This window comes from Nocardia sichangensis, from assembly GCF_047200615.1.
GTDB lineage: Bacteria > Actinomycetota > Actinomycetes > Mycobacteriales > Mycobacteriaceae > Nocardia > Nocardia sichangensis.
On the sequence record NZ_JBJZOK010000022.1, the window covers coordinates 34,092 to 58,328 of the forward strand.

Annotated in this window: 21 protein-coding genes; 2 read left to right on the top strand and 19 right to left on the bottom strand. The window is 69.1% G+C overall.

All coding sequences use genetic code 11. The features are described 5' to 3' along the window. Window positions 1–153: 153 nt before the first annotated feature. From eccCa to eccD, 3 genes are read right to left on the bottom strand one after another with little or no spacing between them, the layout of a single operon-like run. The gene (eccCa, locus tag ACL03I_RS26840) at window positions 154–4,233 is read right to left on the bottom strand and encodes a type VII secretion protein EccCa (RefSeq protein ID WP_412807228.1); all 4,080 of its coding nucleotides are present in this window, start codon (window positions 4,231–4,233) and stop codon (window positions 154–156) included. A 45-nt stretch (window positions 4,234–4,278) separates the two neighbouring features. Then, window positions 4,279–5,694 carry a type VII secretion-associated serine protease mycosin gene (mycP, locus tag ACL03I_RS26845; RefSeq protein WP_412807229.1) on the bottom strand — a complete coding sequence of 472 codons (1,416 nt, stop codon included), beginning with the start codon at window positions 5,692–5,694 and terminating at the stop codon, window positions 4,279–4,281. After that, the gene (gene eccD, locus ACL03I_RS26850) at window positions 5,691–7,169 is read right to left on the bottom strand and encodes a type VII secretion integral membrane protein EccD (protein WP_412807230.1); all 1,479 of its coding nucleotides are present in this window, start codon (window positions 7,167–7,169) and stop codon (window positions 5,691–5,693) included. The genes mycP and eccD overlap by 4 nt, the downstream gene beginning before the upstream one ends. Window positions 7,170–7,406: 237 nt before the next feature. Here eccD and eccA point away from each other — a divergent pair, with 237 nt between their 5' ends. Next, window positions 7,407–9,239, top strand: a complete 1,833-nt coding sequence (gene eccA, locus ACL03I_RS26855) for a type VII secretion AAA-ATPase EccA (RefSeq protein WP_364430858.1) — start codon at window positions 7,407–7,409, stop codon at window positions 9,237–9,239. Between the two features lie 25 nt (window positions 9,240–9,264). Here the strand turns inward: eccA and eccB are convergent, their stop codons facing one another. Beyond that, on the bottom strand, window positions 9,265–10,773 hold the full coding sequence (eccB, locus tag ACL03I_RS26860; protein ID WP_412807231.1) for a type VII secretion protein EccB: 1,509 nt from the start codon (window positions 10,771–10,773) through the stop codon (window positions 9,265–9,267). Between the two features lie 265 nt (window positions 10,774–11,038). Between eccB and eccE the strand changes: the two genes are divergently transcribed. After that, entirely contained in the window at window positions 11,039–12,691 is a 1,653-nt protein-coding gene (gene eccE, locus ACL03I_RS26865) for a type VII secretion protein EccE (protein ID WP_412807232.1), read from the top strand. Window positions 12,692–12,759: 68 nt separating this feature from the next. Here eccE and ACL03I_RS26870 read toward each other — a convergent pair whose 3' ends face one another. The 15 genes from ACL03I_RS26870 to ACL03I_RS26940 all read right to left on the bottom strand — a co-directional run bounded on the left by ACL03I_RS26870 (window position 12,760) and on the right by ACL03I_RS26940 (window position 24,236). Beyond that, on the bottom strand, window positions 12,760–13,053 hold the full coding sequence (locus ACL03I_RS26870; protein WP_356964767.1) for a WXG100 family type VII secretion target: 294 nt from the start codon (window positions 13,051–13,053) through the stop codon (window positions 12,760–12,762). A 59-nt stretch (window positions 13,054–13,112) separates the two neighbouring features. After that, entirely contained in the window at window positions 13,113–13,421 is a 309-nt protein-coding gene (locus ACL03I_RS26875) for a WXG100 family type VII secretion target (protein WP_355076182.1), read from the bottom strand. 62 nt (window positions 13,422–13,483) lie between these two features. Continuing rightward, window positions 13,484–14,275: an ESX secretion-associated protein EspG gene (locus ACL03I_RS26880; protein WP_412807233.1), complete on the bottom strand. Its 792-nt coding sequence runs from the start codon at window positions 14,273–14,275 to the stop codon at window positions 13,484–13,486. Then, window positions 14,272–15,273: a PPE domain-containing protein gene (locus ACL03I_RS26885; RefSeq protein WP_412807234.1), complete on the bottom strand. Its 1,002-nt coding sequence runs from the start codon at window positions 15,271–15,273 to the stop codon at window positions 14,272–14,274. Before ACL03I_RS26885 ends, ACL03I_RS26880 begins: the two co-directional genes overlap by 4 nt. 34 nt (window positions 15,274–15,307) lie before the next feature. Next, on the bottom strand, window positions 15,308–15,649 hold the full coding sequence (locus tag ACL03I_RS26890) for a PE family protein (protein WP_355076176.1): 342 nt from the start codon (window positions 15,647–15,649) through the stop codon (window positions 15,308–15,310). A gap of 32 nt (window positions 15,650–15,681) precedes the next feature. Continuing rightward, entirely contained in the window at window positions 15,682–17,064 is a 1,383-nt protein-coding gene (locus tag ACL03I_RS26895) for a hypothetical protein (RefSeq protein ID WP_412807235.1), read from the bottom strand. Then, window positions 17,061–17,378, bottom strand: a complete 318-nt coding sequence (locus ACL03I_RS26900) for a type VII secretion target (protein WP_412807236.1) — start codon at window positions 17,376–17,378, stop codon at window positions 17,061–17,063. The genes ACL03I_RS26895 and ACL03I_RS26900 overlap by 4 nt, the downstream gene beginning before the upstream one ends. A gap of 99 nt (window positions 17,379–17,477) precedes the next feature. After that, on the bottom strand, window positions 17,478–17,765 hold the full coding sequence (locus tag ACL03I_RS26905) for a YbaB/EbfC family nucleoid-associated protein (RefSeq protein WP_412807237.1): 288 nt from the start codon (window positions 17,763–17,765) through the stop codon (window positions 17,478–17,480). Window positions 17,766–17,803: 38 nt separating this feature from the next. Then, on the bottom strand, window positions 17,804–18,160 hold the full coding sequence (locus ACL03I_RS26910) for a hypothetical protein (protein WP_355076168.1): 357 nt from the start codon (window positions 18,158–18,160) through the stop codon (window positions 17,804–17,806). Window positions 18,161–18,215: 55 nt separating this feature from the next. After that, on the bottom strand, window positions 18,216–18,989 hold the full coding sequence (locus ACL03I_RS26915; RefSeq protein ID WP_412807238.1) for an ESX secretion-associated protein EspG: 774 nt from the start codon (window positions 18,987–18,989) through the stop codon (window positions 18,216–18,218). Beyond that, a complete protein-coding gene (locus ACL03I_RS26920; protein WP_412807239.1) occupies window positions 18,986–20,812 on the bottom strand; it encodes a hypothetical protein in 1,827 nt (608 codons plus the stop codon). The genes ACL03I_RS26915 and ACL03I_RS26920 overlap by 4 nt, the downstream gene beginning before the upstream one ends. 474 nt (window positions 20,813–21,286) lie before the next feature. Next, window positions 21,287–22,885 carry a hypothetical protein gene (locus ACL03I_RS26925; protein WP_412807240.1) on the bottom strand — a complete coding sequence of 533 codons (1,599 nt, stop codon included), beginning with the start codon at window positions 22,883–22,885 and terminating at the stop codon, window positions 21,287–21,289. Between the two features lie 105 nt (window positions 22,886–22,990). Beyond that, the gene (locus ACL03I_RS26930; RefSeq protein ID WP_355076160.1) at window positions 22,991–23,434 is read right to left on the bottom strand and encodes a TY-Chap domain-containing protein; all 444 of its coding nucleotides are present in this window, start codon (window positions 23,432–23,434) and stop codon (window positions 22,991–22,993) included. Then, complete coding sequence (locus tag ACL03I_RS26935; RefSeq protein WP_364430821.1) at window positions 23,431–23,922, bottom strand: DUF6301 family protein; 492 nt, start codon at window positions 23,920–23,922, stop codon at window positions 23,431–23,433. Before ACL03I_RS26935 ends, ACL03I_RS26930 begins: the two co-directional genes overlap by 4 nt. A gap of 29 nt (window positions 23,923–23,951) precedes the next feature. Then, window positions 23,952–24,236 (bottom strand): hypothetical protein, encoded by a 285-nt coding sequence (locus ACL03I_RS26940; protein ID WP_039795825.1) that lies wholly within the window; start codon window positions 24,234–24,236, stop codon window positions 23,952–23,954. Between the last annotated feature and the right edge of the window lies 1 nt (window position 24,237).

A 24,237-nucleotide genomic window follows, 5' to 3' on the forward strand; every position in this document is an offset into this window, starting at 1 on the left:
ACAACTGAACGATCCGTGCTGTCCGGGGCTGCCCTCCGCGCGCGACGGGCACGGTGTAACCGAATATCGCAGGACGCCTTGTGCGCGATCGTGCCGCGCACTCACGAGCCGCTCCGCGCACGCCGGAATATCCGGCGCACGACGGCGAACCGATCAGATGGGCGGCAAGTGCGCGATGTGCACCATCTCGATACCCCTGCTGCGCGAGACCAGTGTTCCACGGCCGGGCGGCAGCTTGCTCGGCCGCACGTCGCCGATCAGCTTGCCCTCGTCACGCGACCCGCTCATGATCAGCGTCTCCACCGAAAGGTTCTTCATGGTGCCCAGAATCGGGTCGTACAGCGCGCGGGACACACCGCCGCTGCGGCGGGTTACCACGAAATGCATGCCGATGTCCCGCGCCTGGGGCAGGTATTCCAACAGGGGCGCGAACGGGTTCATGCCGGTACCGGCCGCCACCATGTCGTAGTCGTCGACCACGATGTAGATCTCCGGGCCGCTCCACCAACTGCGTTCGCGCAGTTGCTGCGGTGTGATATCCGAGCCGGGAATCCGTTTGGCGAGATACCCGGCCACCTCTTGGATCATCGGACCGCAAGTCTGCGACGACGTCGAGTATCCGGCCAGGTGGTCGCCCTCGACCACGCCGAGCATGGTCCGGCGGTAGTCCACCATGATGATCCTGGCCTGCTCGGTGGTCGACTGTTCCACCACGCCCATCACGATGTTGCGCAACAGGGTGGTCTTACCGCATTCCACGTCCGCGAAGGCCATGAAGTGCGGTTCTACGCCGAAATCCAGCACCAGCGGTTGCAATTCGGACTCGCCGCGACCGACGACCACGCGGGTGGGGCCGAGCTCGACGCCTTCCGCCTTCGCCGAGGCCATCAGCTCGTCCCTGCCGAAGCGCAGCGGCAGCATGCGCACTTCGGGCGCGCGGCGGTTCGGGTACTGCTGTTCGAGTCCGGCCCGCGCCTGCGCGACACCGTCGGCCAGGCTGCCCTGGTCGGAGTCGGAGTCCAGGCGCGGCAAGGCGATCAGCATGTGCAGCTGGTCCGCGGTCAGACCGCGCCCCGGGCGTCCGACCGGAACCTGGTGCGCGGTGCGCCTGCCCATCTCCGAGTCGGACGGATCACCGAGCCGCAGCTCGACCCGGGTGCCGATCTGGTCCTTGACCACCGGGCGGATCTCGGCCCAGCGCGCGGCGCCGATCATCAGGTGGATGCCGAACGACAAGCCCTGGGCCGCGATGGCGTTGATCTGCGGCTCCAGCAGGTCGAACTCTTCGCGGATCGCGGCCCAGCCGTCGATCACCAGGAACACGTCGCCGAACTTGTCGTCGGCCAACGGATCGGCGGGCCCGGCTGTGCCATCCGGAACGCGACGGTCCTCGCCGAACTTGCGGCGCCGGAACTCGGCCATCGATTCGATGCCCAGCGCGGCGAACCGCTCCTCGCGCTGACGCATCAGCGTGGTGAGCTCGGCGACGGTGCGGCGCACCCGATCGCCGTCGAGGCGACCGGCCACCGAGCCCACGTGCGGCACGCCGGACAAGCCCGCCATGCTGCCGCCGCCGAAGTCGAGGCAGTAGAACTGCGCCTGTTCGGGAGTGTGCGTGGCCGCGGTCGCCATGATGATGGTGCGCAGGGTCGTCGACTTGCCCGACTGCGGGCCGCCGACGACCGCGACATTGCCCTGGGCGCCAGCCAGATTGATGGTGAGCACATCGCGGCGCTGCTCGTAGGGCTTGTCGATGACGCCGATCGGCATCCACAGTTGGCCGTGCCGGTTGACCGGCGAACGCCAGTCCGGGTCCGGCAGCAGCATGTCCACCGTCGGGGATTCGTCCAGCGGCGGCAACCACACCTCGTGCGCCGGGCGGCCGTGCCCGGTGAGCCGCTTGACGACCACGTCGAGCAACGTGTCCGGGATGCCCTCGTCGGCGCTGGGCACGGCCCCAGCGGCCGACGGTGGCGGCGGCAGCTCCAGCAGCGGGTTCGACGGCGCGACCGGTTCCGCTTCGGTCTCCGCATCGATCGGGTCGGGTATCTCCACCGGCACGGCGGTGAACAACGCGGGCCGCCTGCCCGCGACCGGGCTGCCGTCCTCGCCGGTCACCGTGCCCTGCGGCGCGACGTACGGACCGGACACGTAACTGGCGTTGAACCGCAACGGATCCGACGCGTCGCTCTTCAGATATCCCGATCCGGGCACGCTGGGCAGATGGTAGGCGTCGGTGATGCCGAGCACCGCACGCGACTCGTTCGCCGAGAACGTGCGCAGGCCGATGCGATAGGACAGATGCGATTCCAGTCCGCGCAGCTTGTTCTCCTCCAGGCGCTGCGACGCCAGCAGCAGGTGCACGTGCAGCGACCGGCCGAGGCGGCCGATCATCACGAACAGCTCCGCGAAATCCGGCTTCTGCGAGAGCAGTTCGGAGAACTCGTCGACCACGATGAACAGCGCGGGCAGCGGATCGAGCGGCACTCCCGCGGCGCGCGCCTTCTCGTAGTCGGTGACGTTGGCGTAGTTGCCCGCCGAACGCAGCAGCTCCTGGCGGCGGTTCATCTCGCCCGCGAGCGCGTCCTTCATGCGATCGACCAGCGAGAGTTCCTCTTCCAGGTTGGTGATCACGGCGGCGACGTGCGGCAGCGAGTCCAGGCCGAGGAAGGTCGCGCCGCCCTTGAAGTCGACGAGCACCAGGTTCAGCGCGTCCGGCGAATGCGTGGTGACCAGCGAGAGCACCAGAGTGCGCAGGAATTCCGACTTTCCGGAGCCGGTGGCGCCGATGCACAGGCCGTGCGGGCCCATGCCGTTCTCGGCCGACTCCTTGATGTCGATCTCCACCGGAGTGCCGTCGGGGGTGATGCCGATCGGCACCCGCAGCCGCTCCCTGCCGGTGCGCGGACGCCACACCCGCGCCGGATCGATCTGGGCCGCGTCCGGGATCTTCAGTAGCGCCATCAGTCCCGGATCGGCCGTGGTTCCCTCACCGAGACTCACGATCTGCGCGGCCGTCGCGAGCCGGTATCTGGCCAGCGCGCGAGCGAAGGACTCGGACTCCGCCGTGCTCACCTCGTCGGCGGTGGCGAACTTCTCCACGCCGGCCGCACTGCGCGCGGCCACCTCGCCGTCGCCGACGACCAGTTGCAGTCCGCGCCGCGCCGCGAGCCCGCCTTCCGGCGCGGTGAGGTCGAGCACCGTCACCGAATCCAGGCCCGATTCGCTGACCAGCCGTTCGCTGCCGCTGACGTAGCCGTCGTCGATGACGACGACCAGATGTAGTCGCCCCTGGGTCGGCTGTGGGTTGCGCATGAACCGGCCGCGCTCGAGCAGCTCGGCCGCCAGCGCTGTTTCCAGTTCACCGAGCGAGTGGTACATCATCCGCGTCGAGCCCATGCCGTCGCGCTGGGTCGGATGCTGCAGGTGCGGTAGCCATTTCGCCCAGGACCAGGCCGGGCCGTCCGGGTCCGAGCAGACGATCGCGATGGCGAGATGGTCGGGACCGTGGAAGGCGGCCAGCTCCATCAGCATCGCCCGCGCCAGCATGCGCGCGTCCTCGACCGGGCCGCCGATGTTGATCGCGGGGAACGCGCGCAGCGACACGGCGGTCGGCAGGCGGTGCACCACCGAATGGGTGCGCACGAATCGGCGCAGGGCCACGGTGGACACCGGTTCCAGATCCTCCAGCGGCCCCGTCTCGGGGCGCGCCAGTTTGGTGGCCAGCCGGTGGCTGCCGACCCCGACGCGCACGTGTCCGAAGTCCGGGTCGTTGGGCCTGCGCTCCCACATTCGCCTCGTCCCGATCAGGGACGGCAGGTCGGCGGGTTCGGGGTGACTCCACCGGAGCGTCTCCAGCTGCTTGCCGCCGGTGCGGCGCACCTCCTTGCGGACCTGGTCCAGATAGCGGAAGTAGTCCTTGCGCTCCTCGTTGAGTTCCACCGCGCGCTTGGGGCCGCCGCCACGGAAGCCCGCCATCATGCCGACCATCGACATGAGCATCATCATCGGGAACATCATCATGAACGGATTGGCCAGCAGGTTGCGGCCCATCATCGCCATCATGGCGATCATGCCGACCACCGCGACCACCATGACGACCGGCATCAGCTTCATCATCAGCGGCGCGGGCAGGGCGCGCGCGATCTCCGGCGGAGCGGTCAGCGCCACCTCACCACCGGGCGCCCGGGGCGGCGCGATACGGGGGCGGCGCACAAAGCCTTCGGTAGCCATGATTCCTTCGTTCGGTCGGCGGCGAGCGGTCGAGCTGCGCCCGCGCTACGGATCGAATTCCGCGTTCAGGTCCTGCCTGGTCCGCCGGAACGGGAACGCCACGGCCACACCGATGGCGAGGCAGGCCAGGGAGACGATGGAGCCGATCACCCCGATCCGGCGCGGCCGCGGGTCGGGGCCCGGCGGGATCACCGGCGCGGCGACGGCTCGTGCGGCGTCGGCGCCCGCGCTCACGGGTTTCTCCGGCAGCTGCGCGGTGAGCGCGGCGAGCGGATCGATCAGGCCGTGGCCGATCCGGTCGTCGCGGCCGGTGCCCGGTCCGTGCGCGGTGCGGATGATGCGGTCCATCACCTGCTGCGCGCTGAGTTCCGGAAAGCGGGCCCGCACCAGCGCGGCCAGCCCGGCCACGTAGGGGGCCGCGAAGCTGGTGCCCTCCACGGCCCGGATTCCATCGGTGGTCTGGACGCCGTCGACCAGGCCGGTGGCGCCCGGTTTGCTGTCCAGCGACACGATATTGCGGCCGATCGCGGCGACGCCCACCCATGGGCCGTGCAGCGACAGCTCCGACACCTGGCCCGTCGAGTCCACCGAGCCCACCGAGAGCACGTAGGGCGTGAACCAGGCCGGACTCGCGACCGTGGCCACCGAACTCCAGCCGGAACCCTCGTTCTGTTTCGAGCAGGCGCCGTCGGGCTGCAGATTGCCCGCGGCCGCGACCACGACGACATTGCGGTCGTAGGCGTACTTCACCGCCGCACCGAGCGAAGCGTCGGCGGTGTCCGAACCGGCTGCGGTGCAAGCTACTTCGGAGATGTTGATGACGGTGGCGCCGAGATCGACGGCGCGGACCACGGCCGCCGCCAGGGTGAGCACGCTGCCGTAGCCGTCGCTGCTGATCTTGCCCGGCGGATCGCCACGGCCGCCGCGGTCCTTCGGCTCGTAGGCCAGGCTCAGCTGCCGGATGGTGAGCAGGTCCGCGTCGGGCGCGACGCCTGCGAAGGCGTCGCCGGGGCTGGGCTGGGCCGCGATGATTCCGGCGACCAGGCTGCCGTGGCCGTCGCAATCGACTGTGCCGTCGCTGTCGGAGACGAAGTCACCGCCAGGTTGCAAAGACCGTAACCGCGGGTGCGGATTCACCCCGGTATCGATGACGGCCACCTTCTGCCCTGCGCCGCGGCTGAACTGCCACGCCGACGGCAGATCCAGCACGCGCTGGGCCATCGGAGGCTCGCCCGGCGGCGCGCCGGTGAGCAGGGGTTCGGCGCAGACGGCGCGCTGTTCGGTCGGCTCCAACGGCGCAGGCCGCGCACTCAAACCTTGTGCGGCGCCGAGCGCGCCGGGGTCGATGCCGGGTGGGGCGATCGCCTGGGCACTCGGCCACGGCACGCCGATTCCGGCGCCGGCAACCGTTGCCGCGCAGGCCATCCGCATGACAATCCGGCGGAAGGCGCTGCCGGTCATATGTTCCGGGCCATCGAGTAGATGTTCATCACCCACAGCACGAGCGGAATCACCGCCACGATCAACAAGTACTCGAAGATCTCGATCATCCGCCGGGTCACCGGGGTGACCTCGATGTGCGGACCGATCACCCCGAACCCGACCACACCCGCGGCGAACGCGAGCAGGACGCCTGCCGCGAGCAAGGTGTAATCCGAATCCCCGACGGCGAATCCGACGGCCAGGGCCACGACAGTCAGGCACCCACCGCCGATCATCGTCGCGGCTTGGGTGAGATCGGCGAACGAGCGGCCGCGCAGCGCGAGGATGATCGCGGTCACGACCGCCAGCGTGATGCCCTGCCAGCGTCCGGAACCCAGCGGATCGGCCACGCCGAACGCGCCGACGACCGCGCTCGCGGTGCACGCCGCGACCAGGCCGGACTGGAACCGGTTGGCCGTCCGTGCCCGTGCCCCTAGTCCCGCGGCCGAGGGCAGTGCGCTGGCGCCGATGGCGCCGATGCCCTCGATGGTCGGTCGCGGCTCGTGGTCGGCCGGGTCGATCGCGCCGCCCGCGGTGGGAACCGGCGGAATCGGCAGCCGCGCGAGCACGGCCGCCAACCGCGGCACCGCCGAGATGATCACGATGCCGGCCACCAGCAGACCGGCCGACAATTTCGGCAGGCCCGGATGCCAGATCAGGTGGATCGCCGCGGCGACGCCCGCGATCACGGCGAGCGCGGCGGCGCAGGAGAACAGCGTCGCGCCGGTGCCGGTTATCCGGTAGCCCAGCAGCGCCGCGACCAGCAGCACCGAACTGCCCAGCAGCAGATGGGGACTGCCGAGCGTGCCCGGCACCAGCAGCGCGGCGCCGCCGAACAGCAGTAGCAGTCCGTCCAGGGACAACCAGGTCGCGGTCACCGTGTCGGCGTATCTGTGCGCGGCGATGCCCGCAGCGACGAATCCCGCTGTGCCACAGCCGAGCAGCGCGAGAGCGGGCGCGATCGGATCGCCGTGCCCGCGCGAGATCACCAGCACGACCAGCGTGACCAGCACGCTGAGCGCCGACACGACCAGACCCATCCAGCGGGCGGCCACCCCGGACCAGCTCCGGAATTCCTCGGCGGTCAGCCGTGATACCGCGTCGATGACGTCGTCGAACAGCGCGGGCGCTTCCTTAGCGGCCACCGACCGCAGCACCAGCAACTCACCGTCGTAGACCTCGGCCTCGGTGAGCGTGCGGCTCGGCGCGATCGCCTCCCGGCCGAGCCGGGCCAGGGTCCAGTGCCGCGCGTCCAGCGGCGCCGACTCCTCCTCGGCCTCGGTCCGCTCCGGGTTACGCGATTCGATGAGCGCCACCAGATCACCGATGAATGTGGCGATCGGCACGGTGGCCGGCAATCCGACATCGACCTGAGTGTTCCCACCGATGACCGAAACACGACTCAATACGGGTTCGGTGGCACGTATACCGCTCGCCGACTCGATCAACGGCAACCTTCCCCAGCCCTCATCCGGAACAATGATTCACGCATCGACAACATTTGCTGGAACCCGTCCCGAGTGCCCGACTTCACCACATCGAGCACTCGCACACATAGCCGACTCTTGCGTTGCGACCTCCCGGCAGCTGAACCTAATGTAACGGACGAACCGGGCCACGCGCGATCGGTAGTCTGGTATCCAGATGAACGTCTCTACTACGAGAAACGAAGATTTCGGGGTTCGACAGCAATGACCGGCAACCGTCAAGCACAACGCGCATTCGATGCCGGAATCCTGTCGCTCGGATTGTCCATCGAGGGGCAAGAATCCGCACGTGATCTCGACTACGCGAAACTGGCTTTTCAACGCGCCACGGAGTGGGATCCCACGATGTGCGACGCGTGGCTCGGCCGCGCCGCCGCGGGCGAGCTGACCAAGGACGTTCTGTTCAATCTGCACAAGACCAGCGCGAGCACGCTCTACCGCGAGCAGCGCAGGCTCGGATTGCGTCCACGCGAACTCGCGGGCCGCTTCCTGCCCGGTCTGTACATCGACTACCCGCTGGCCAACCACACCGAGGTCACGCTGGCCTGGGCGGCACAGCTGATCGCCGACAAGGAGTACGACGAGGCCGAGCGGGTGCTCGACGAACTCGACACGTTCCGCGGTGGACAGCTGAGCAACCCCGAAGGCGAGATCGACAGCCGCATCTGCGCGTATGTCCGTGGCGTGCTGCACTACAACACCCAGCGCTGGCCCGACGTGATGGCGGTGCTCGCCGGTTCGGCGGACTGGGAGGATCCGTACCTGGCGGCGGGCGCGCACGTGATGGTCGGCACCGCGTGCGCCCAGCTCGGCTTGTTCGGCGAGGCGATCCGGCGGATGCAGCAGGCCGAGGCGGGCCCGATCCCGGCGGCGCGGTCGACCGCGATGTTCTGCCGCGGCTTGTGCCTGCGGGAATCGGGCAACGAGGAGGAAGCCCAAGCCCTGTTCGAGAAGGTGTACTCGCAGGCACCGGATTTCGAGGCGAACGCGGCCGCGATGCGTGACCGCACCTACCGGATCACCGTCACCAGCCGCGAGGTGATCGATGCGCGCACCGACAAGTGGGACCCGGCGTCCTCGCCGTCGATGGAGCAGATGGAACAGGCCGAGAGCCAGGACCGGGCGAAGAAGATCCTGGTCGAGGCCAGAGCCGAACTGGACTCGCAGATCGGCTTGGCCTCGGTGAAAACCCAGGTGGCGAAGCTCCAGTCGTCGGCGCAACTGGCGAAGATCCGGGCCGAGAAGGGCTTGGCGAGTCAGCCGCGCGGCCAGCACCTGGCCTTCACCGGGCCGCCCGGCACCGGTAAGACGACCATCGCGCGGGTTGTCGCGAAGATCTACTGCGGCGTCGGCCTGTTGAAGACCGACAAGGTGGTCGAGGCCAAGCGCGTCGACTTCGTCAGCCAGAACCTGGGCGGCACCGCGATCAAGACCGAGAAGCTGATCGACACCGCCATGGACGGCGTGCTGTTCATCGACGAGGCGTACACGCTGATCCAGACCGGTCTGCAAGGCGGCGACGCGTTCGGCCGGGAAGCGGTGGACACGCTGCTGGCGCGCATGGAGAACGACCGTGATCGTCTCGTGGTGATCATCGCGGGCTACGACGGCGAGATCGACCGGCTGCTCACCGCCAACGACGGCCTGGCCTCGCGCTTTTCGAAGCGGTTGCAGTTCCCGTCCTACACGGCGGACGAACTGGGGCAGATCGGCCAGGTGATCGCCAGGAAACGCGATTCGGATCTGTCCGAAGAAGCGCTCGAGCAGCTGGTCCGGGCCTGCGAGCGCCTGTACGCGATGCAGAGCACCGACCAGAGCGGTCAGCCGCGCCGCGGCGTCGACCTCGCAGGCAACGGTCGGTTCGTCCGCAACGTGATCGAAGCGGCCGAGGAAGAGCGCGAATTCCGGCTGGCCAACGACGAATCGCTGGACCTGACCGACATCGATGAGGCGGTGCTGCGCCGCATCGAGGCGTCGGACATGGAGCTGGCCTTGTCCAGCCTGCTCACCTCGCTGAACGTCGGCTGGACGGACTGAGTCCGGTCGGGCGGCCCGGCGAGCGCTATTTCGCGGGCAGCGAATCGTGGCTGACCAGCGCTTCTCGCGCCGACAGCGTGGGCCCGGGGACCATCTGGCCGACGATCGCCCATGGCGCGAGGCGCGGGGGGCCGCCCAGTCCGAGCACGTTCGCGGTGGCCGCGTCCGGAATGCCGTAGCGCACGCCGGTATCGGCGATGTAGAACAGGCTGTCGCGGCGCGGGCTACCCGGTTCCATGCCGGTCACCTGCACGAACTCCCCTGAACCCGGCGGGATGTAGGCCGCGTCGACCCGGTCGCCCGCGCCGTCGGAGGTGGACACCTCGACGGGTTTCGCGGACTCCGCGATCGGCAAGCGGGTGCCGACCAGCAGGCTGACCGCCGCGCGCTCGCCGGGGCCGTCACCCGTGTTGTCCTGGCCCTGCCCCGGAGCGGCGCCCGGCGACTTCGCCCAGGCCACACAGGCGACGGGCGCGTCCTCGGCGGGCAGAATCCTCGGGGCACGCACCGGGAAGTCGTCGACCGGCAGTTGCCGGACCACCGGAACCCGTTCCAGCACATCGGGAGGCATGGTCGCGATCTCCCGCATGCCGTGCGAATCGGCGTACCTGATCACCTGCGCGGTGAACGGCGACACCGGCTGCAAACCGTCGGCGAGCACGACGTACAGCGCGGCACCGCCGTCCGGCCCCACGCCGGACACCGAGATGACGCCGCCGACCGGGATCTCCGACAGCGGGCCCGGCCCCCGCTCCCCCGCCCGGGGGATCTGCGGCGGAGCCAGCGCGGGAACCTGCGTCGTCGCGCCGAGCAACCCGGTGCCGACCGGACGGGGCCGCTGGGGGCGCAGGTCCAATGCTCTGGCCATCACCGAATTGGCGGGGTCCACCTCGGCGCGTTTGCCGTCGTAGACCAGGTAGGTCTTGTTGTCGCGCCGGACGAGCAGCGCCTCGTCGTGATTCGAGGTCCGGATGCGGTCCGCGAGCGCGGGGTGGCCTGCGATCACCGTCGTCGTGCCACCCGATGATGCGGCGGCGCTACCGCCTTCGGACAACGGAATGGTCTCGCACAGCGACCACTCCGAATTCTTGCCCTGCGTGGAACCGGGCAGCGCGCTCGGCGCGCCGGGAATGCCGAGCAGCGGCCCGCGCGGCAGATCGCCGAGCTTGTCGTCCTTCACCGCGTGCGGCTCGGCGTCGGCGCCGGTGATCAACCGCGCGGACGCGAGATTCAGCACCGGGTGCAGGGTCTTGTTGCCGTCCTGGCCCTGTACCACCACGTACAGCGCGCCGCTCTGCTTCCCGGAGACGATCACGGCGTCGCCGATCGCGCCCTGCGGACGCAGGAAGGCCAGGATCGCGGCGCCCGCCACCACGAGCACGCCGAGCACCGCGCCGACGAACAACGAGCGGATCTGCGAACGCATCGGATCGTGCAACATGCGCACGTCGCGACGGACCAGCGCGTGATCGAGCCTGCGCAACAGGAATCGGTATCCATTGACCTGAGCGCGGGTGGTCAGCTGTGCAGGCACATGGTCTCCATCGAGCTATCGATCACCATTCTCTTCGACACGGTACCGTAATTCACCGACGGCCCTGAACCGATGGAATCCGAAGCCGATCAACGGCGGCCGTACCGAGGCGAAGCAGGGACAAACAACTGTGCACGAAACGATGAACGGCGAGGCAACCGATAGTGAAATAACGGATGCGCCTGCGCCGAGAAATCAACGCCGATCGGACTATGACACACTGCGCGATCCGGAATTCTGGTTGTTTCGCATTTTTCCCTTGCGCGTGACAGTTCCCGTCTCGATATCGGCCGCCGCGGTCGCGTGGACCGTTCTCGCCGTCAGCCATTCGATCTGGGGTGCGATCGCCGCGGGCGCGGTGGTCGCGCTGGCCGGTCTCGCGCCGCTGCGCGGACACACGCCCGCCGAACGCCTCGGTAGCGCGATCGCCCGCAGACGTCCCGGACTGCGCCCGGCCGAACGCCTCACACAGGCTCCCGCCCTCGACGTTCCGCTCGCCGAGGGCGGCGGTTACGGCGTGCGCTGGGACGGCGATCTGCTGCTCACCATGCTCCGGATCGATCCGCCGCCGGACACGCTGACGCTGCTGGACCGTGGTTCGCTCAGCACCGACCAACTGCTCCCGCTCGCCGAGATCGCCCGCTGCCTCGATCAATTCGATCTGACCCTGGCCGGCATCGACGTGGTGAGCACGGGCGCGCGCACGGCGGGCACCGGCGTGGCCGCGCAACTCTACGACCGCATCCTCGGCCCCCTGCCCGCCATCGCGCACCGCACTTGCTGGCTGGTCCTGCGGATGGATCCGCTGGCCAACGCCGAGGCGGTCGACAATCGCGGCGGCGGTGGCAGCGGCGCGCTGCGCACCGCGATCATCGCCACCCGCCGGGTCGCCAACCGGCTCGCCGCACACGACATCGCCGCGTCCGTGCTGACCGCCACCGAGATGAACACAGCCGTGCGCCAGCTCACCCACGGCTTCGACGTCGACCAACTCGCCGAGTCCCCGAAAACGTTGGAGTACCGAGGCCGTTACCTCACCCAGTACCAGATCGCGGCCGACATGATCGGCCCACGCGGACTGGCCGACATCTGGGCGGTGCCCAGCTTGTCCACCACGGTGACGTTGCGCTTGCGGCCGGGAGCGGGCCGCCACGATCGGCGCACCGATTTCGCCGACACCGTTGTGCTCAACGCCGTCGTCCGCTTCGACACCGTCGCACCGCCCGAGCAACCACCCCTGCCAGGGTTGCGCGAGCTGATCGGCAACCAGCTGCGAATCCTGTTGGACACCTTGCCCATCGGTTACGCAGGCCGTTGGGGCAGCGACATCGCCTATCGCGGCACGCTGGCCGCGCTCACCGAGTTCGCGGTGCCGACGGCGGGCTGCGGCCAGCTCATCGGCGCCGACGAGCGCGGGCAGGGCATCGCGGTGCCGTTGATCGGCGAGGGCACCAGGCACCTGGAGGTGATCGGCAACCTGGATCTCGCTCAGCAGGTGATCCTGCGCGCCACCGCGCTCGGCGCGCATGCCATCGTGCACACCGCCAGGCCCGAGGCGTGGCACACCATGGTGGCGAATCTCGGTGCACCGCATGTGCTCTCGATCGCTCCGCGGGCCGCGGGCGCCAGCTACCATCCCCCCGCTCCCCCGCCGCCTCCCGCCGCGCCCTATCCGAGCACGACGGTGCTGGTGTTCGACGGAATTCCGCCGATCGCACACGCGGGCGGCGCGACGATCGTGCACGTGCGGCGGCCGGACGATACCGGCAGGTCGGTCGACGCGGACGTCACGCTCATCCAGGATCCGGACGCGCCCAATCGGATCACGGTGCGCACCGCCGCGCGCAGCGCGACCGTGCTGATGGTCACCACACCGGACGAGATGCACTACATCGGCGAGTCGCTCGCGGCCCGCTGACCGCACACGAAACGGCCGGCTGGAACCCTTACCGTTCCAGCCGGCCGCTGTTCGTCGCTACCCCGCGATCAGAAGGCGGCGAAACCGTCGCCGACCTTGCCGTCGGCCTCGATGGCGCGGTTCAGCGCGTTCTCCACCTTGACGCCCAGGTTGTCCAGCTTCTGGAGGGTGTCCTCCAGCTCGCCGGTCAGATCCTTGTGCGCCTTGGTGAAGTTCGCGACCGCCTGCTCACCCTGCAGGTTCTGCTGGAACGCGGCGGCGGCGCCGTTGAGTTCGTCGATCTGCGCCTTCATGTTGGAACCGTACTGGTTCAGGTCACTGACCATCTCGGTGATGGCCGGGGAGTTGTACTTGATGGTCATGGTTGTCTCCTTCTGCTGAGAGGTTGGGGATCCGGCTGGACGGCATCACCGTCCAGCGGTCACGCCAGACCGGCCTGGTCGGAGCCGACGATGGTGTTCTTGCCGGAGGTCACGGCCTGCGAGAGCCGGTCCAGCTTGCCGTTGAGCGCGGTGACCTCGTCGTGCCAGTCGTGGGCCGCGGTGTTGAACTCGCGGTGGGCGTCGCCCTGCCAGCCGCGCGCGACGGCCTGCACCGACTCGTCGATCTGGTTGATCGAGGTGCGCAGCGTCGAGATCGAGTCCTCCATGCGGCTGACGACGCTGTCGATGCCGCCTGCTTCGACACCGTAGGTGTTCCCCGAGCCGTCGCCGAGAGATGTGTAAGCCATTTCGTTGATCCTTTCGTCAGAACTTGTATGGGTGCGGAGATCCGGACGATCTCACCGAGCAGCTACTGAGGCAGCCACCTCCCCCCGGGCAGCCCTTCCAGCAACGTGGCGACCGCCTGAGTCACCCGGTGGTCGGTGCCCGTCGTGACCGTCGACCAGATCTGCTGATCCGGCGCGACCATCGGGGCGACGACGATGCGGCCGCGGCCGGTGTCGTACACCACCACCGCGCCGGGCGCCCGGCTGGTCAGCCCGTCTCGATGGGCGTAGGCCACGATCTCGGCGTAGGCGCGGCAGGAGCCGAAGGCGAGGCCGAGCACGGCGGCGTCGCGCTCGCCGACGCCAAGGGCGTACACCGCGTCGGCGTAATCGCCGGAGCCCTCGGCCGCGTCCATCCGGTCGGCCAATTCGCTCGCGAGCGCACTGAATCCGGCGATCTGCGCGGGTTCGCACGAGCCGAGCGCGGCCAGCAGTGGACGAGTCAGTGCGGCGTCCGAGCCGTCGGCCCAGATCGACGTCACCTCGAAGCTGTCGCCCGAGCGGACGGCGAGCGCGTGCTGTTCGCCCCGGCGCGCCAGGCAGAAGCGGCGAGCGCCGTCCTCGGTGTAGACGCGGGCGACGAGTTCGCGGTCCGGCTGCGCTAGGACGAACAGCGCACCGGCCAGGTCGGATTCGACTTCACCCTCGGCGTCGAGCAGGCCGTCACCGATCAGGCCGGACAGCGCACGCTCCCGCGCGGCGCGATACTCCTCGATCGAATCCTGTTGCGGCCCGACCGAAAGCACCAGTGGCAAGGTTTGCACGCCGAGCCGCTCGGCGACGACGAGCAGCGCGTCGTTCGTCAGCGACGTCACGGCGCACCTCCCGTCTGGGCACCGGCCTCGCTCGGCGCGACGGCGTGCGTCGCGGGTTCGGCGCCGCCGAGCACCGCGGGCGCGGCTTGGATGCCACCTTCGAAGCCGATCTGATCGCTCGTCTCCGTGGGAAGTCCGGCGCGTGGGAATCGTGCCGCGTCTTGTGCGGGCCCGGCTTGCCCCAGCGCACCGGGAACGAGCGGAGCGGGCTGCCCACCCGCGTTCACCGTGGCCGGGGCGGCGCGCGGGACGACCTCGGCCGTGGCGGCCGACTGCGCGTACACCGGCGCCTGGTACGCGGTGGGCACCCGCGGCATCGCCGGGATGGGCGCCGTCCCGATCGGCATCGCACCGATCGGCGCCGCACCGCGCGGCATCGTGGCCGAATTCGCGGCCTCGGCCGATCCCGCGGCCTGTTCGGCGGCCAGCGCCTGCTCCGGCGCCACGACGGGCGGTTGCTGGTGCTGCCACGGCAAGGCCAGTGGTTCGGTGGCCATCTCGTAGTTCCGCATGACCCGCGAGGCCATCGCCTTCGCCGCGTCTTGCTCGGCGTCGGTGTCCGCCGCGATCGCGCGGATCGGCGTACCGAGCATCCCGGTCACCGACTCCAGCATTCGTTGCACCTGCTGAAGGGTTTCCAGATCGGCGGTGTTCGGCATCGCCAGCCGGGCGATCTCGTACGCGGCGACCTGGGCCTGGAACCGCGCGGCGTTGGCCGCCGCAGCGGCGGCGGCGTCGACCAGCCAATCCCGCAGAGTCGTGATCTGTTGCAGCACTTCGTCGCTGCGTCCCGACTGCCAGGCCCCGCGCACGTCCGCGAGAACCTTCTCGTACTCGACCACAGCGGCGCCGAACGACGCGGCGAGGCGCGACCACGCGGCGACGGCCTCGGCCATCGGCACGGCGCCCGGCCCCGTGGTGAGCTCGCGCGCGAGCCGCTCGGGCGGGCGCGCGGTCCACACCACGCCGGTGAAACCTGGCTGCGGTGGTTCGATCATTGCCGCGGAAGACCTTTCGGTTGCTCGACGACGGTCAGGCCGACCGGCCGCCCGTGGTGTCGAAATCGGCCGTGTTGGCCGATTCCATGCCGTCGAACTGGTTCGAGTGCAGCCGCAACGTGGCCGCCAGCTTGCGCAGTTCGTGCACGCTGGCCTGTGCGCCGGCCAGGTACGACGACGCCACGTCGTTCGCGGTCTGCGCGGCCCGGCCGGACACCTCGTCGGCGCCGGCGGGGACGACGGTCAGCGCTTCCTCCGCGGAGCGCAGATCCGACGCCAACCGGTCGGCCAGCGCGTCCAGCCCGGACGACGCCTTGGCCGCCGTGACCGAGTCGAATCGCACGCTGTCGTACACCTGACCCCGCCCGTCACTCATAAGACCCTCCTGTGTACTGCTCGGCACTCGCGTCAGAGCGTGAGTTCCTTATCCGGCGGTGGTTCCGATGTCGCGTCGGCCGCGCCGACCACCGGCAGCGAGACCCCCTCGATCCGGCCGACCACTTCGTCGCCGTGCTGACCGGTGACCATCTGGCCGCGCAGCGCGTCGGTGGTCGATTCGCCGTCGCGGGCCAGGGCCGCTCCCGCCATGCCCGCGCCGCCCATCGGCATGTATCCGGCCCCGGTTCCGGTCCCCGCCGCGGCGGTACCCGCGACGGTGGTCGACACCTCGGACGACGTTCCGGTACCAGCGGCGCTCGCACCGCCGATGCTGCCGAGCGACCCACCGGCCACCCGGGTCCCCGGCCAGGGGTTCAGCGGGGCGGCAGCCGCGGCGATCGCACCCGGGACGCCACCGCCGACGCCACCCGCGCCGCCTGCGTGCTCGCCTTCCTCGCCTTCCCCGCCTTCTTTGCCTTCCCCGGGCTCACCCGCGCCTTCGTGCGCGCCGAGGGCGCTGATCGGTTTCGGCGCCGGCAGCGAAGGATTGGCGGCCGCCAACTGCCCGAGCGACTGCGCCACCTGACCGGCCGTACTGATCAGCGGCGTGATCATGCTCATCAGCTGGGTCAGCTGTTCGGTCGACTTCACTCCCGTCGGCGCGTTCGTGATCGGCACCTTCTGACCGGCCTGCGTCATGCTCGCACTGTGCCCGACCATCTCCGCCTTGGTCTTGGCGGTGATCGCCAGCGCCTCGGTCATCGCCTCGATCGCGGACGCGACGAGGAAACCCTGCCCGCCCGGCGATGCCGCGAGCAGCGGCGCGAAGGCCATGGTGGTGGAGAACTTCGCCAGCACCGCCGACATCAGGCCCGCGCCGGTGAAGACGCTGCCCGCCGCGCTGCCGAGCACCGACTTCTCCTGGGTGCTCTGCGCCGCGAGCTCGTTCGCGTCGGTCTGCGCCGCACCGGCCTTCTTCGCCGCCTCCATCGCCGCCATGCCCTGCCAGACCGACATCAAGGTCTGCACCAGCGACGAGCCGACCTGCATCACCGTCTGCATCACGGTGGACACGTTCTGCAGCAACTGCGTCGGGTCGGCCGGAGGCGCGGGCGCGGCGGTGGCACCGGCCGGTGCGGGCGCGGGCGCGCCGAGTCGACCGGTGCCGAACGCGGAGGCGAGATCGGTCAACGGGCGCATGAGCGCGCCGAGATCGATCGTCGGCAGCGGCGGCAGCTCCGGCAGCTGCACGAAGGCAGGCATCTCCGGCAGATTCGGTAAACCCATGCTGCGCAAGACGTCGTTCACCGGCATGTCGAGCATGGGCGCGAGCGCGCTGCCCCGCAGCAATTCCAGGATTGTGGGATCCAGCGGATCGGCGCCGGGTGGCGGAATGGCTCCCGGCGTGGTCATGACCGCGTGCGGATGGCTCCGATGGCCGCGCCCGACGCGGTGTCCGCGCCCTCGTAGGTGGCGGCGGCCTGATGCGCCGTCAACGCCGTACCCGCGTGCACGGCGGCGAGCTGCGCCACCGACGACAGGTGGTTGGCCTGGGCGAAAGCGTACGAGACAAGGAACTCTTGGCCGATCAGGCCGAACACCGGGACCACCGCGGCGACCGTCGCGGCTTGGTCGGTCGCGGCGATCGCCCCTACTCCGGCGGCCATGGCCGCCGATTCGCTTCCGTACACACGCAGCGCATCCGGGACTACTTCAATGTGGCTCATGATCATCGTCCAATCCCGAAACATCCCCCGACGTTTCGTATTCAACTTTACCTAGCGAAGACCGCGTATCGCGATCCCGTCGTGGTTAACATCCGGTGACTACCCGGTGGCCTCCTCGTTGAATGCGGTGATAAGTGCGCCGCGCTCCGCAAAAGCCTTGTGCGCGGCCACTCGCGCGGTGTCGACGACCGTTTTCTCGAACTCGTCCGGTGAAAGTTTCGACACCGCGGCGGAAAAGCTGAGTCCGATCAACGCGGCGTTGCCGTCCACCTCCGCGGTCACCGCGCCGTCGGGCGATGTCTCGGCTACCCGGATCCCATTCATGGCGTCATTGAGATCGGTGAGCCGGTAGAGCTGATTCTGTACGCGAGCGATGAGCTCGTCCATTGTTTCGACCATGCCGACCTCACGAATTCCGTTGCCGCTCAAATCGATCGCAGCCAGCTCTGCGGTTCGATGTCGTACTCTTGCTCGTCGATGATCTCCTGCGTCGCCACCTGCTGCTCGGTGGGCAGCCCGGCCAGCGCCAGCATCTCCGAGGTGAATCCCAGTTGCCGCAATTGCGCCCGCCGCGCCAGGCCCGCGCGGTTCGCCGCCTGTTTGCACAATCGCAGCACCTCGCCCGCCAGCGCCTCCGGGTCGCGGCGCAATTGATCGGCGTCGACCTTGACGCCCAGCGGCAGACCCATTTCGGTGGTGCGCACCGAAATCGAGCCGGTGAGCGAAGTAGCCACGAATTCGGCAGGAAAATCGCCAGGGTTCCCCTGCTGCGATGCGGTCATCGAAAACCCCTTCGAAGAATCGAGATCGAAAACGGAATGGCGCGCATACGATCGATCACATCCGCTCGTCTTTGATGGCTTGGACGACTTCGGCGATCCGCGCGTTGATCAATTCGGTCAGTCGCCGGACGTCCGCCGCGAGCACTGTCGGCGGGCTGCCCGGCACGATCGCGTAACGCCCGTCGTCGACGAGATCGCGCCAGGCCAGGTGCGCCCGGGTGATACCGCGCGGACCGAACCGTGAATGCCCTTGCTCCACCACGATGGTGCCCACCGTGGCGGCGGGCGCGCGATCGAAGGACTCGCTGCGACCAGCCGTGCGGTCTTCGACGTCGTTCACCGGGGACCGGCCATAGGAATAGTCCAGCCCGTCGCCGCCCGGCTCGATGAGATCGAAGGCGGACCCGCGCCCGGCGTCGACCTTCGGCAATGCCTCGGCCACGCTGTGGCCGAGCGACAGAACGTCGTGTTCGGCGACCGTGAATCCCTCGGTTCGGCGTTCCGTTCCCGGCTTCTGGGTCACCAGGAACGCGCGATCGCCCTTGCGGCCGGCGAGCATGCGGATGGCGCCCTTCGGGTTCCGCGCGTCCCGGCCGTCGATCCCGCGGATCACCAGCCGGATGTCGGGAACCGTGAGCACGTCCATCAACTCCTCCAGCGCCCGGCCCCAGCGGGCCTGGATCCGCTGCCACGCTTCGGCTTTCTGCCTGCACGCGTCGTCGTAATAGGTCGTGCCGCTGAGGTAGAAGAACGGATCCGGCAGGCTCTCCTTCGCCGCGTGCCATGCCGCGGCGAATTCGAGACCGGAGAACTCCCACGTGTCGTTCATTGCTCGACAACGGGTTTCGCTACCACGGGCGCGTCGCCGAGCGCCTCTTCCAGATGCTCGGTGGAATCCAGGTAGTCGGCGCGCTTGTGCTCCTTCTGCTGGCCGCCCTGGGCGGCGCCGGGACCGCCCATCGGCATGCCGGGGCCGCCCATCATGCCCTGGCCCGCCGCCAGACCCGCGCGCCCAGTGGCCGCCGCGGCCACCGCGTTCGTCGCCCGCGGGAACAACTTCGAGGCCTTCTCCAGGTTCTGGTTCGCGGCCGACTTCGGTGCGCCGGGACCGCCCGCCGAACCACCGGGGCCGCCCGCACCCTTCGCCAGGGCCGACTCGAGTTTCTTCGTCGCGTCGGACAGATTCGGCATGCCCGGCAGGCCCGCCAGCGCAGCCTGCTGCGCGGCCTGTTGCGCCGCTTGCTGCGCGGCGCCGGCAGCCTGCTGCCCGATCTGCTGCGCCTGTTGCGCGATCTGCTGGGCTGCCTGCTGCGCCTGTTGCGCCAGCTGCTGGGCGGCCTGCTGGGCGGCCTGCTGTTGCTGTTGTTGTTGTTGCTGCTGCTGTTCGGCGGCGCGGCGCTGAGCGTCCAATTGCGCTTGGCGCTGCGCGTCTTCCAGTGCCTTCTGCTGCTGTTCGGCCTGCCGTCGCGCGTTCTGCATCGACGCCAGTTGTGCGGCGCTTGTCCCCGGCCCCGGTGCGGCGCCCGGCCCTGGACCGCCCGGCCCTGGCCCCGGTCCCGGCACTTGGCCGGTGGTCGGGGGGATCGGATCCGGCAGTACCGCGATGACCTTGTCGGTCTCCTCTACGCCGGGGACATAGGCGGCCTGCATCGTCCTGACGTAATTCCGGACCGCGGCCTCTTCCTTCCGCTGCCGGTACGCGTCGTCGGTCTCACCCGAGGTTCGTGTGGGCGGATAGTCGTCACCCTGCTGGAGCAGCACTCCGGTGGTGTACAGCCATTCCGACACGTATTCGAGGCTGTCACCGATCAGTTTCATATTCGTATTCAGCTGATCGGTGCCGGTTCCATAAGCGGTGATCGCTTGGCGTGCTCGGTCCGCACCGCCATTGTTGTTCGGACTCGTCCAGCTCGACCTACTGGTCGTCATCTGGTTGGTGAGGATGTCGAACGTTTCCTTGAGTTCTCCGGCCAGCCACCGCCAATCCGACGCGGCTTGCGCGACCTTGATCGGCATGGTCGGACTGCCCCCGGTGATCGACGAAATGATCGTCTGATACTGGGAATACGTGAAGTTCTCCGGGTCGTCCGCACGCACGCCCCGCGGTTCGAATTTCACATCGCCCGGATCGGCCAGGCTCGTCGGCAATCCGTGGTTCTCCTCGGGCTTTCGGTTCCCGACCTCGTTCCAATCCGGATGCGCGTAGGTGTTTCCGCTGCCGTCGCCCGCGGTGGTCAAACCGGCGGGATCCCAGCGCTTCGAGAGGTTTTCGGTGATACCTCTGTGTTCGCCCACCCGGCGCTCCAGCGCGGCGAAATCGACCCTGTTGTCTTCCTCGGTGCCTCGGTAGTGCCTGGCCGCCGCGAAGAAGGTGTCGGTCAGATCGTCGAGGATGGTGATGTGGTCGTCCAGGATGCTGCCGAGTTCTTTTCCCTTTTCCGAGAATCGGGAGGCGAGCGCCTGGGCCGATAGCAACACATCGGCGAACGGCGGCAGCGAATCGATCTTGGATAGCTCCTTTTTCACCGAGGCGACGCGGACGCGAACTCCGTTCGCCGCGTTGATCAGAGCTTCGAGTGTGCCGGGCCGCAGCTCCAAGGTGCCGTTCTGTGCCTCGCGGGACAGGCTGCTCCATGGATTCGTCTCAGACATGCCGCGCTCTTTCCGTCTCGACGATTCGGAAGGCTCCCGCACCTGTTGTCATCGCTGGGAAGCGCACTGGATGAGCGCCGACGCCCCCGGGAGATACGATGCCGAAGTCCGATCCCGGAGGCAGAGACTCCGACCCGCACAACTGAATACCTCCCCGACGTGGGCGTCGACGATATGCGCGCCACGGCGCGGCGTCCCGTTCGCCCCCGCGTACGGGATCACTCTCCTGCGCCCGGCAACTCATACGCTGACGACCCTCCTCATCGCTGGCGTGCCGTGAACGGCTGTGCGCCACACGTCAATATGGCAGCCGGTTCTTACGGCAGACCGAATATTGTCTTACGACGCACCAACGATTCTATGGTGAGTCGGTTCGCCGAGGCATGTACAGACCCGAATCCTGGTGGGCCCCTCCGCGCCGCACACCGCCCCCGACCAGCCGGTTTGTGACGCGGCGCAGATGAGACACGAAGATCAGGACGCGCCGACCGGACCGTGCCGGCCCTGGAACCGCCGCTCGAACTCCGCGCGGTAGACCGATGGCGCCACCGAGGACGAAGACCGTTCCAGCACACCGTCATCGGCGATGTAGTAGATCGCCCGGCCGATCGCGATCTCACCCGGCTCGACCGGGACGTACACCATCCAGCCCACGCTGATCCGATCGGCGCGCAGGTCCTCCAGCGAATAGTTCGCGAGATCGGCCCCGCTGTCCCGGATGAACCGCTCGACCCGGGCGAGCGCGTCCTCTCGCGACATCGGCCCCGGCGCCGTCATGGTCACCCCGGCCATGGTCAGCTGGAAGAAAGCGCCGTCCACGTCGAATCGTTCGTCGTCATCGAAGACACCGGCGAGGGTGTCCCGCGTGACCACACCGGCCTCCGCGGCGGACACCAGCGCGCCGACGGCCGCGCGCCGCCGCGCGTTCGCGTCGTCGCCGAGCAGGCTGCCGACGATGTCCACGACCGTCTCCGAGCTCCACACACCCGGCATCGCCTCGGCGAACCGGGCGGGTCCCGGTGACGCACCGCGGTACCAGCGGCCGTTCTCCCACCAGTAGCAGAACGACAGCAGACCGCTGGTGCAGCGGTGGTTCAACACCTGTCCCGCCACCCATTCCGGCGCGCCCGCGTACAGATCGGGCAACTGGAGGCCGTCGTTGTAGGCCGCCGCCAGTTCCGGGGCATTCCACACCCCGCCGGACAGCACGGCCCGCCCGCCGGGCAGCGCGTACAGCGAACAACCGCTGCGCTTGGCTCCCTCGAACCAGCTCACGGAAGGAAGCAGCCTTGGGCCCCATGGTGATTCGGCCGCGACGAACGCTGCGGCGAGCACGGCCCACCGGGCGGCCATGATGGGGAACGGAGGCAGCTCGTCCTCGGACGGCACGGCCCGCACGCCCGCCTCCCGATCCGCCCGCGCCTGCGCCGCCGCCACCTGCGGCGGTCGCGACTGACGGTCACCGTGACCGACGTAGGCGCCGAGCCAGACCGGCAGCGAATCCCGGGGAAACGCCGCGAGATCAGCGAGATAGACCTCCGGCGGGAACAACTGCTCGTCCGGAAACGGCTCGTCGCCGTAGTCGTAGTCGACCTCCATCCGGCCGTCGCTGGTCAGCGTGAAGAGCAAACGCCACCAGGGCCCGTCCTCGAGCCCGGCCGCCAGCTCCCGATGCTCGCGGACCAGCGCCACGATCCCGGGTTCGGGAGTCACCCGCGCGACGTGCTCTCGATCGTCGGAGTAGACGGCCAGCGCGACCTCCGCGGCCACCGTCAGCGCGAACACCGCGTCGACCCGCCGCCAGCCCTGCGGACCGCCCGCGGCCAGCTCCCGGGCGACCTGGTGCATGAGCGCCTTGGCCCGTTCGGCGACATCTTCGACCGGCGCCGCCTCGGAGAGGGTGAAGCCGACATCGGGCTCCTCCGTAGCGACCTCGTGGCCCTCCGTGGACTGGCGGGCTACCGCTTCGGCCGGCACCTCGACCGCGGACGGCGACAGGTGCGGCTCGTCAGCGCCGTGTTCTGGAGCAGCACCGAGCTCGTCGCCGGTCGCCTGGCCGCCTGGTCTGGTCACGTCGCGGAAATCCCCTCATCCACCGCATCGGAGCCGGCGTACACGCCGCGATGCCTGCTCTGCTCGTCGTTCATCCTCATACAGCGCCGGTCCGCGCGGTGCTCGTCACGGCTCCTGCCGCAGGCCCAGTAGCGGCAGGTCGAGCTTGCGATTCCCCGAACGCTCGTTCCACCCCGTATAGGCCAGGGCAGTGGGGGCGTCGATGCCGAACCCGTCGCGCAACCCGGTGACGACCATGTCCGCCAGGCGGCGGTATTCGGTCGTGGGACTCGGCCACGGCAGCTCGGTCCACCAGTTGTTGTGGCTCGTGTCGCGTTCGCGCCAACCCGATTCGGCGATCAGCGCGCGTCCCGCAGCACCCGCGCGCAAGGCGGGGTCGAGCCATTCGTCATCGACCAATTCGGCCTCGAGCGCGTCATCGAGCTGGAGGAACTGGGCGTATCGCCGCCGCGGTCCGGTATCGGACTCGACCAGCTTCACGATGGAACCGGCGCGCAGCGCGGCCAGTTCCACGGCCAGACCAGCGGCGAAATCTCCCCACCCGGTCAACTCTGCTCCTGCTGCTCCAGCTCGACGGCCTGATCGTGCAGTTCGAGCCAGGAATTGGCGGTCGAGGACAGCTGAACCGAGCGGCCCAGGTCTGCGACCACCAGTGTCGTTTCCGGCCCCGCCCAGCGGACCTCCGCCGTGGCGCCAGGAACCCGGGTGGTCGGTTCGCCCAGTGCGCGGGTCAGCGCCGCGACCATCGCCACGAACGCGTCCCTCGACCGTGCCCTTCCGTCCGCGTCGTCCGGGGCGAAATCGGTGACGCGCAGCTTGATGTCGACGATCAGGCCGGCACGTCCGTGAATCTTTCCGCTGGCCATCCCGAATCCGGCGTCCAGCATCGCCCGGTCCGGATGGGCGGTCAGCACTTTCCAGCCGAACGCCTCGGCCAGCCGCGGCACCGCGTCCATCGGCTGGGAGCCGTCCAGCGACCGCAGGCCGGTGGCCAGGTCGACGATCTCGCTGTCGGTCAGCGCGCGCCATTCGGTCATGGGCCCACCTTAGGTCGTGACATCGGTGCTCACCGGGCCGACCGCCGACGATTGATCTCCTCGATCTTGCGGGCCAGCGCCTCCTTCCGCTCGCGCGCGTTGGAGCCGTCGAGCTGGCCCGCGAACGCCGAGCGGGCCGCGTCGACCAGCGCGTCCGGCACGTCGGGATAGGCGCGGGCGATCGCCCACAGCGCGTCCTCGGTCTTCATGTCGAGGCCCGTCTCCGTGCGGATGCCGCCGCCGGTCAGCACGGAGCGGAGCATCTCGTCGAAGTTCTCTCGCAGTTCGTCATCGGTCGGATGGTCGATCCGCATC

Bases quoted from the DNA above. Each gene is read 5' to 3' on its own strand.
- eccCa (WP_412807228.1), bottom strand. From the start codon at position 4,233: ATGGCTACCGAAGGCTTTGTGCGCCGCCCCCGTATCGCGCCGCCCCGG.
- mycP (WP_412807229.1), bottom strand. From the start codon at position 5,694: ATGACCGGCAGCGCCTTCCGCCGGATTGTCATGCGGATGGCCTGCGCG.
- eccA (WP_364430858.1), top strand. From the start codon at position 7,407: ATGACCGGCAACCGTCAAGCACAACGCGCATTCGATGCCGGAATCCTG.
- ACL03I_RS26870 (WP_356964767.1), bottom strand. From the start codon at position 13,053: ATGACCATCAAGTACAACTCCCCGGCCATCACCGAGATGGTCAGTGAC.
- ACL03I_RS26875 (WP_355076182.1), bottom strand. From the start codon at position 13,421: ATGGCTTACACATCTCTCGGCGACGGCTCGGGGAACACCTACGGTGTC.
- ACL03I_RS26885 (WP_412807234.1), bottom strand. From the start codon at position 15,273: ATGATCGAACCACCGCAGCCAGGTTTCACCGGCGTGGTGTGGACCGCG.
- ACL03I_RS26890 (WP_355076176.1), bottom strand. From the start codon at position 15,649: ATGAGTGACGGGCGGGGTCAGGTGTACGACAGCGTGCGATTCGACTCG.
- ACL03I_RS26895 (WP_412807235.1), bottom strand. From the start codon at position 17,064: ATGACCACGCCGGGAGCCATTCCGCCACCCGGCGCCGATCCGCTGGAT.
- ACL03I_RS26900 (WP_412807236.1), bottom strand. From the start codon at position 17,378: ATGAGCCACATTGAAGTAGTCCCGGATGCGCTGCGTGTGTACGGAAGC.
- ACL03I_RS26905 (WP_412807237.1), bottom strand. From the start codon at position 17,765: ATGGACGAGCTCATCGCTCGCGTACAGAATCAGCTCTACCGGCTCACC.
- ACL03I_RS26910 (WP_355076168.1), bottom strand. From the start codon at position 18,160: ATGACCGCATCGCAGCAGGGGAACCCTGGCGATTTTCCTGCCGAATTC.
- ACL03I_RS26915 (WP_412807238.1), bottom strand. From the start codon at position 18,989: ATGAACGACACGTGGGAGTTCTCCGGTCTCGAATTCGCCGCGGCATGG.
- ACL03I_RS26920 (WP_412807239.1), bottom strand. From the start codon at position 20,812: ATGTCTGAGACGAATCCATGGAGCAGCCTGTCCCGCGAGGCACAGAAC.
- ACL03I_RS26935 (WP_364430821.1), bottom strand. From the start codon at position 23,922: ATGACCGAATGGCGCGCGCTGACCGACAGCGAGATCGTCGACCTGGCC.
- ACL03I_RS26940 (WP_039795825.1), bottom strand. From the start codon at position 24,236: ATGCGGATCGACCATCCGACCGATGACGAACTGCGAGAGAACTTCGAC.